The organism is Hansschlegelia beijingensis, assembly GCF_045505405.1.
Taxonomy (GTDB): Bacteria; Pseudomonadota; Alphaproteobacteria; order Rhizobiales; family Methylopilaceae; genus Methylopila; species Methylopila beijingensis_A.
In genome coordinates this window covers 1-7,451 of sequence record NZ_JBJKEX010000134.1, presented here as the reverse complement: position 1 = coordinate 7,451, position 7,451 = coordinate 1, and the positions used below count along the sequence as shown (strand labels likewise).

Sequence of the window (7,451 nt, the reverse complement as noted above, 5' to 3'; positions counted from 1 at the left end):
CGCCCCCCGCCGGGACCGCGAGGCTCACCCCCTGCAGGATCGGACGGCCGCCGCGCGCGACCGCCAGCGCCTCGGCCACCAGCCTCATCGGGCAGCCGACCGGGATGTTGGAATCCCTCGAAGCCCGGCGGTTTTCGCAAGGCGCGCTCGGGGCTCAAGCGTCTTCAACCCGGGCAAGACTTCACCTATAAGGACCTCACGTCCATCTTGTGCAGCGCACCCGCGCCGAGTTCGGGCCGCCCGCGCCGCCGCGCATTCCGAGGAGCGAACCGCCCGTGTCCCATCCCGACAGCTTCCGTTCGGCCAAGTCACTGTCGGTGGGCGGCGAGACCTATCGCTACTACAGCATCCCCGACGCCGAGGCGAACGGGCTCGCGGGCGTGTCCCGGCTGCCCTTCTCGATGAAGGTGCTGCTCGAGAACCTGCTGCGTTTCGAGGACGGCCGCACGGTGGTGGCGGACGACGCCCGCGCCATGACGGGCTGGCTCGCCGACCGCCGCTCGGACCGGGAGATCGCCTTCCGACCGGCGCGCGTGCTGATGCAGGACTTCACCGGCGTGCCGGCGGTGGTCGACCTCGCCGCGATGCGCGACGCCATGAAGCATCTCGGCGGCGATCCCAAGAAGATCAATCCGCTGGTCCCGGTCGACCTGGTCATCGACCATTCGGTGATCGTCGACGAGTTCGGCAATGCGCGCGCCTTCGGCCGCAATGTGGAGCTCGAATATGAGCGCAATGGCGAGCGGTACCGCTTCCTGCGCTGGGGCGCGCAGGCGTTCGACAATTTCCGCGTGGTGCCGCCCGGCACCGGCATCTGCCACCAGGTGAACCTGGAATACCTGTCGCAGACCGTCTGGACGAAGGACGAGAACGGCGAGAAGGTCGCCTATCCGGACACGCTGGTCGGCACCGACAGCCACACCACGATGGTCAACGGCCTCGCGGTGCTCGGCTGGGGCGTCGGCGGCATCGAGGCGGAGGCGGCCATGCTGGGCCAGCCGATCTCGATGCTCATCCCCGAGGTGATCGGCTTCAAGATCACGGGCGCGCTGCGCGAGGGCGTGACGGCGACCGACCTCGTGCTGACCGTGACCCAGATGCTGCGCAAGAAGGGCGTGGTGGGCAAGTTCGTCGAGTTCTACGGCCCCGGCCTCGACAACATGGCGCTCGAGGATCGCGCCACGATCGGCAACATGGCGCCCGAATACGGCGCGACCTGCGGCTTCTTCCCGATCGACGCCGACACCATCCGCTACCTGCGCGAAACCGGCCGGGACGAGGCGCGCGTCGCGCTGGTCGAGGCCTACGCCAGGGCGCAGGGCATGTTCCGCACGTCCGACACGCCGGATCCGGTGTTCAGCGACACGCTGGAGCTCGATCTCGCCTCGGTCGAGCCGTCGATCGCCGGCCCCAAGCGGCCGCAGGACCGCGTGCTGCTGAAGGAGGCCAAGACGGGCTTCCTCGCCTCTCTCGAGGGCGAGTTCAAGAAGCCGGGCGAGGCCGGCAAGCGCGCGCCGGTCGCCGGCCGCGACCATGATCTCGGCCATGGCGACGTGGTGATCGCCGCCATCACCTCCTGCACCAACACCTCCAACCCGAGCGTGATGATCGGCGCCGGGCTGCTGGCGCGCAACGCCGCCGCCAAGGGCCTGACGCGCAAGCCGTGGGTGAAGACCTCGCTCGCGCCGGGCAGCCAGGTGGTGGCGGGCTATCTGGAGAAGTCCGGCCTGCAGGCCGAGCTCGACAAGATCGGCTTCAACCTCGTCGGCTTCGGCTGCACGACCTGCATCGGCAATTCGGGACCCCTGCCCGAGGAGATCTCGGACGCGATCAACGAGGCCGACCTCGTCGCCGCCGCCGTGCTGTCCGGCAACCGCAACTTCGAAGGCCGCGTGAACCCGGACGTGCGGGCGAACTATCTCGCCTCTCCGCCGCTGGTGGTCGCCTATGCGCTCGCGGGCTCCATGCAGGTCGATCTCGCGACCGAGCCGCTCGGCGTCGGCTCCGACGGCCAGCCGGTCTATCTGCGCGACATCTGGCCGTCGTCCGCCGAGATCGCCGACTTCATCCGCAAGACGATCAACCGCGAGCTGTTCCAGTCGAAATACGCCGACGTCTTCAAGGGCGACGCCAACTGGCAGGGCATCGAGGTCTCGGGCGGCATGACCTATGAGTGGGTCAGCTCCTCGACCTATGTGCAGAACCCGCCTTACTTCGAGGGCATGGATCGCGAGCCGAAGCCGGTCACGGACATCGAGGGCGCGCGGGTGCTCGGCCTGTTCCTCGACTCGATCACCACCGACCACATCTCCCCGGCCGGCTCGATCAAGCTCGCGAGCCCGGCGGGCGAATATCTGCGCGACCATCAGGTCCGGCCGCAGGACTTCAACCAGTACGGCACGCGCCGCGGCAATCATGAGGTCATGATGCGCGGCACCTTCGCCAACATCCGGATCAAGAACCAGATGGTTCCGGGCGTCGAGGGCGGCGTCACGATCCACTATCCGAGCGGCGAGCAGCTTCCGATCTACGACGCCGCGATGCGCTACAAGGCCGAGGGCGTGCCGCTGGTGGTGTTCGCCGGGCGCGAATACGGCACCGGCTCGTCGCGCGACTGGGCCGCGAAGGGCACCAATTTGCTCGGCGTGCGCGCCGTGATCGCGCAGTCCTTCGAACGCATCCACCGCTCCAACCTCGTCGGCATGGGCGTCGTCCCGCTGACCTTCGAGGAGGGCACGTCGTGGCAGACGCTCGGCCTGAAGGGCGACGAGACCGTGACCATCCACGGCCTGGCGGACGGACTGCGCCCGCGCGTCACGCTGGAGGCGGAGATCGCCTCGGCGGACGGCGCGGTCCGCAAGGTCCCGCTGCTCTGCCGGATCGATACGCTCGACGAGCTCGACTACTTCCGCAACGGCGGCATCCTGCACTACGTGCTGCGGAGTCTTGCGGCCTGAGGGCTCATCACGTCGCCGCGCGTCACCGCCATGTGAGTGGCGGGCGGCGGCGCCCATACCCATAACTGCCTCTGGTTCACTCAACCGGCCGGAACCTTATGCGCATCGCCCTCGCCGCTCTCCTCGCTGGATGCCTGACATGGGCGGGCGGCGCGACGGCCGGCGAGCAGGCGCCCCGCAGCGTGGTCGAGCTGTTCACCAGCCAGGGATGCTCCTCCTGTCCGCCCGCCGACCGGCTGGCGGGCGAGCTCGCGCATGACGGCCGGACCCTCGTGCTGACCCTCCCGGTCGACTACTGGGACTATCTCGGCTGGAAGGACACGCTGGCGAGCCCGGCCAACACGGCCAGGCAGCGCGCCTATGCGCTGGCCCGCGGCGACCGCAAGGTCTACACGCCGCAGATCGTCGTGAACGGCGGCGAGGCGACCGTCGGGGGCGACGGCGCGGCCGTCATGGGGGCGATTTCGCGGGCCGACGCGGCCGGCGGCCTCGCCTTGCCGGTGAGCCTGAAGGTCCGCGACGGCCGCGTGGAAGTCGCGGTCTCGGCGCCGCGCCAGCCGCTCGCCTATGCGCACGCCGAAGTCTGGGCCTTCTCGTTCGAGCGCGCCCGCGAGGTCCAGATCGGGCGCGGCGAGAACGCCGGCCGCACCGCCACCTACGTCAACGTGGTGCGGCACATGACGCGGCTCGGCGCCTGGGACGGCGCGCACGCCCGGTTCGAGGCGCCGGCCGAAGAGGTCCTGAGCGCAGGCGCCGACGGTCTGGCGGTGCTGGTGCAGTCCGGCACCGGCGGCCAGCCCGGGCCCATCCTGGGCGCAGCGGAAACCGAGATCGCGGTGCTGGACCTGACCACGACCGCCGCCCGGCTGGCGCGCGACCCCTATTGAGGACGCGCGGGCTCATCGCGGCGCTGCTGAGCGCGATCCTTCTCCCGACCGCGGCTCTGGCGGCCGACCACCCCTCCTACGGGCCTGAGCTGGAAGGCTTCGAGTACCCGCACGAGGTGCGACGCTTCGAGCTCGTGTCGCAGGGCCAGCGGCTCTCAATGGCCTATATGGACGTCGCGCCCGAGCGCCCGAACGGCCGGACGGTCGTTCTGCTCCACGGCAAGAACTTCTGCGCGGCGACCTATGAGGGCGTGATCGCGGCGCTGACCGCGGCGGGCTACCGGACGATCGCGGTCGACCAGATCGGCTTCTGCAAATCCTCCAAGCCCGAGGGCTACCAGTTCAGCTTCGCGCAGCTCGCGGCGAACACGCATGCGCTGCTCGAAAGCCTCGGCGTCCGGAAGGCCGCGATCCTCGGCCATTCGATGGGCGGGATGCTGGCGGCGCGCTACGCCCTGTCCTACCCGGAGGCGACCGAGCGCCTCGTGATGGTCAACCCGCTCGGGCTCGAGGACTGGAAGGCCGAGGGCGTGCCCTACGCCACGATCGACGCGCTCCACGCGACCGAGCTGAAGACCAGCTTCGACACCGTCAAGGCGTACCAGACGAAGTTCTATTACGGGGGCCAGTGGAAGCCCGCCTATGACCGCTGGGTCGAGATGAACGCCGGCATGTATGCGGGGGCGGGCCGCGACCGGATCGCCTGGATCGGCGCCCGGACGTCGGAGATGATCTATACCCAGCCGGTGGTCTACGAGTTCCCGCGGATCGCGGTTCCGACCACGCTGATGATCGGCCAGGACGACCGCACCGCGCCCGGCGCCAACCGGGCGGCGCCCGAGGTCGCAAAGCGGCTCGGCGACTATCCGGCGCTCGGTCGCCGCGCCGCGTCCACGATTCCGGGCGCGAAGCTCGTGGAGTTTCCCGGCCTCGGCCACGCGCCGCAGATCGAGGATCCGGCCACCTTCGAGGCGGCGCTCCTCAAGGCGCTCGCGCAGTGACGGCGAGCCGCGGCTTGCGTCCGTCCGCCGGCTCCGCGATCATGGGCGCGTGAGCGGGGCGCGTCCCCGGGAGGCTCAATGATCGATCCGGAGCCTATACGGCTGATCCCGCGTCACGCGTCTTCGGCGGCGGCACCGGAAGTCTCGTCCAGCCAGGTCACGTTCAACCGGCAGGAACTCAACGAGATTCTCAATCTCTACGGCCGCATGGTCTCGGCCGGCGAATGGCGCGACTACGCCATCGACTTCCTGAAGGATCGGGCGGTGTTCTCGGTGTTCCGGCGCGCCGGCGAGCTCGCGCTCTACCGGATCGAGAAGACGCCGCGGCTCGCGCGCAAGCAGGGCGAGTACGCGGTGGTCACGACCACCGGGCTGATCCTGAAACGGGGCCCGGAGCTGAAACGCGTGCTCGCCGCCATCGACCGCGGGTCGCTGCGGCTCGTCAGCTCCTGAGGCGGGCCGTCACCTCGATCTCGATCTTCATCTCGGGCTTCAGCAGGCGGCACACGATCAGCGTGTTGGCCGGCCGGATCTCTCCGAAGATCTCGCCCGTGACCCGGAACAGCGCCTCGGCGTCCGACGGCTCGACCAGATAATAGCGCGTCTGCACCACGTCCTCGAAGGAGGCGCCGGCCTCGGCGAGCGCCTTGGCGATCGTCGCGAAGGCGTTGCGGGCCTGCGCCTCGACGTCCTCCGGCATCGACATGGTGGCGTAGTCATAGCCGGTCGTGCCCGAGACGAAGACGAGGTCGCCGTCGACCACGGCGCGGCTGTAGCCGGCCGTCTTCTCGAAAGGCGAACCGGTGGAGATCAGGCGACGTGTCATGGAGCTGTCTCGGATGGACGCGAAGATGTGGCGTGGCCGTCCCGGGCGAGGCGGCCAGCGGCGTGAAAGGTCGGAGGAAGCCGGCGCCAGCCTCGGTCGGCCGGCGCGCCGCCCTGGTCAGGTCCAGGGACGCTCGGCGGCGAGCTTGGCCTCGAAGCCGGAGATGCGGTCGGCCTTCTCCATGGTCAGGCCGATGTCGTCGAGGCCCTCGAGGAGGCAGCGCTTGCGGAACGGGTCGATGTCGAACCGGACCACGCCGCCGTCGGGGCCGCGGATCTCCTGCGCCTCAAGGTCGACGGTGAGGCGGGCGTTCGCGCCGCGCTCGGCGTCGTCCATCAGCTTGGCGTGGTCCTCGGGCGAGACCACGATCGGCAGGATGCCGTTCTTGAAGCAGTTGTTGTAGAAGATGTCCGCGAAGGAGGTCGAGATCACGCAGCGGATGCCCTTGTCGAGCAACGCCCAGGGCGCGTGTTCGCGCGAAGAGCCGCAGCCGAAATTGTCCCCGGCGACGAGGATCTGGGCATCCCGATAGGCGGGCTTGTTCAGGACGAAGTCCGGGTTCTCGCTGCCGTCCGCGTTGTAGCGCAGCTCCGAGAAGAGTCCCTTGCCGAGGCCGGTCCGCTTGATCGTCTTCAGGTATTGCTTAGGGATGATCATGTCCGTGTCGATGTTGATCATCGGCAGGGGCGCGGCGACGCCGGTCAGGGTATCGAACTTCTGCATTTCTCTGGCTCCTGAGGCCCGTGTCATGCTCCCGCCCGAAACGGCGGTCAACCCCATCGGCGCCCTCGTCTCGCAGGCGCGACAGTCACGCAGTTCCCGGTCCGGAGACCTCCCGCCGAATGATTTTCTCGATCCACATCCCGAAAACCGCCGGCACCAGCTTCCGGAACGCGCTCAAGGATCTCTATGGCGACCGGCTCGCGCTGTTCTACGGCGCGAACGATCCCGCGACGCATCCGCTGCTGCGCGTGCCGCGCGCGGAGCTCGCCTCCCGCCTGCCGGCGCTCGCGGACGCCGGCGTCGAGGTGCTGCACGGGCACTACCATCTCAGCCTGGTCGAATCCGCGATCGTCGATCCGCGCCGGCAGCTGTGGACCTGGCTGCGCGATCCGGTCGAGCGGGTGATCTCGCACTACTCCTTCATCAAGGAGCGGCCGACCAAATGGGCCTTCGACAAGGAGATCAAGGCCGGGACGCTGCCGCTCACGGGCTTCGCCCGCAAGAACCGGATCCGCAACATCCATTCCACCTTCCTGGGCGGCGTGGAGCTCAAGGACTTCGCTTTCGTCGGCATCACCGAGCGGTTCGAGCTGGGGCTGGCGCTGCTGTTCGGCGCAGACGCGCCCCAGCTCAACCGCCGCTACAACGCGATCAACGAGCGCGTCGACGTCACGCCGCGCGAGATCGCCAAGCTGCACGCCCTGAACCGCGCGGACATCAACCTGTACGCCGAAGGGCTGCGGCTGATGATCGACCGCGTGGCGGCCGCGCAGGCGGTCGAGACGCCGGAGCGCCCGAAGGCCGCCGGCACCGGCATCGTCCGCCGCCTGATCCGCAAGGCGTCCTGACCGCGCTCACCGCAGCGGGTGGGCGGCCTCCTCCACATAGGGGCCGCCCCCGACCGAGTCGCGCGACGAGTAGAGCACGAAGCGCTCGGCCCGGAACGACAAGCCTGGCGGCCCGCCCCGGAGGCCGAGATAGTCCGCGACCGCGCGCGAGGAGCTGTCCCGCAGCCGCGCCAGCGTGACGTGCGGCGTGAACTTGCGCCGCTCGGCCA

8 protein-coding genes are annotated in these 7,451 nt (G+C 69.3%); 5 read left to right on the top strand and 3 right to left on the bottom strand.

Annotated features, from left to right (window positions below; all coding sequences use genetic code 11):
- The first annotated feature begins 275 nt into the window (after positions 1-275).
- From acnA to ACIKT0_RS10030, 4 genes are all read left to right on the top strand, one after another.
- Positions 276-2,957, top strand: a complete 2,682-nt coding sequence (gene acnA / locus ACIKT0_RS10045) for an aconitate hydratase AcnA (protein WP_407105215.1) — start codon at positions 276-278, stop codon at positions 2,955-2,957.
- A gap of 98 nt (positions 2,958-3,055) precedes the next feature.
- Positions 3,056-3,844, top strand: coding sequence for a DUF1223 domain-containing protein (locus ACIKT0_RS10040; protein ID WP_407105214.1), 789 nt, complete (start codon positions 3,056-3,058; stop codon positions 3,842-3,844).
- Positions 3,841-4,845: an alpha/beta fold hydrolase gene (locus tag ACIKT0_RS10035; RefSeq protein WP_407105213.1), complete on the top strand. Its 1,005-nt coding sequence runs from the start codon at positions 3,841-3,843 to the stop codon at positions 4,843-4,845. Before ACIKT0_RS10040 ends, ACIKT0_RS10035 begins: the two co-directional genes overlap by 4 nt.
- A 78-nt stretch (positions 4,846-4,923) precedes the next feature.
- Positions 4,924-5,298, top strand: coding sequence for a DUF2794 domain-containing protein (locus tag ACIKT0_RS10030; protein WP_407105212.1), 375 nt, complete (start codon positions 4,924-4,926; stop codon positions 5,296-5,298).
- On the opposite strand, the gene ACIKT0_RS10025 is transcribed toward ACIKT0_RS10030, so the two are convergent.
- Together ACIKT0_RS10025 and leuD are read right to left on the bottom strand one after the other, a co-directional pair.
- Positions 5,288-5,671: a RidA family protein gene (locus tag ACIKT0_RS10025; RefSeq protein WP_183394831.1), complete on the bottom strand. Its 384-nt coding sequence runs from the start codon at positions 5,669-5,671 to the stop codon at positions 5,288-5,290. The two genes, ACIKT0_RS10030 and ACIKT0_RS10025, sit on opposite strands and share 11 nt — an antisense overlap.
- A 117-nt stretch (positions 5,672-5,788) precedes the next feature.
- The gene (gene leuD, locus ACIKT0_RS10020; protein ID WP_407105211.1) at positions 5,789-6,394 is read right to left on the bottom strand and encodes a 3-isopropylmalate dehydratase small subunit; all 606 of its coding nucleotides are present in this window, start codon (positions 6,392-6,394) and stop codon (positions 5,789-5,791) included.
- Between the two features lie 119 nt (positions 6,395-6,513).
- On the opposite strand from leuD, the gene ACIKT0_RS10015 reads away from it, so the two are divergent.
- Positions 6,514-7,242: a sulfotransferase family protein gene (locus ACIKT0_RS10015; RefSeq protein WP_407105210.1), complete on the top strand. Its 729-nt coding sequence runs from the start codon at positions 6,514-6,516 to the stop codon at positions 7,240-7,242.
- A 6-nt stretch (positions 7,243-7,248) separates the two neighbouring features.
- Here the strand turns inward: ACIKT0_RS10015 and ACIKT0_RS10010 are convergent.
- Positions 7,249-7,451 (bottom strand): 2'-5' RNA ligase family protein (locus tag ACIKT0_RS10010; RefSeq protein ID WP_407105209.1); only part of this gene is annotated, 203 nt, incomplete at its 5' end.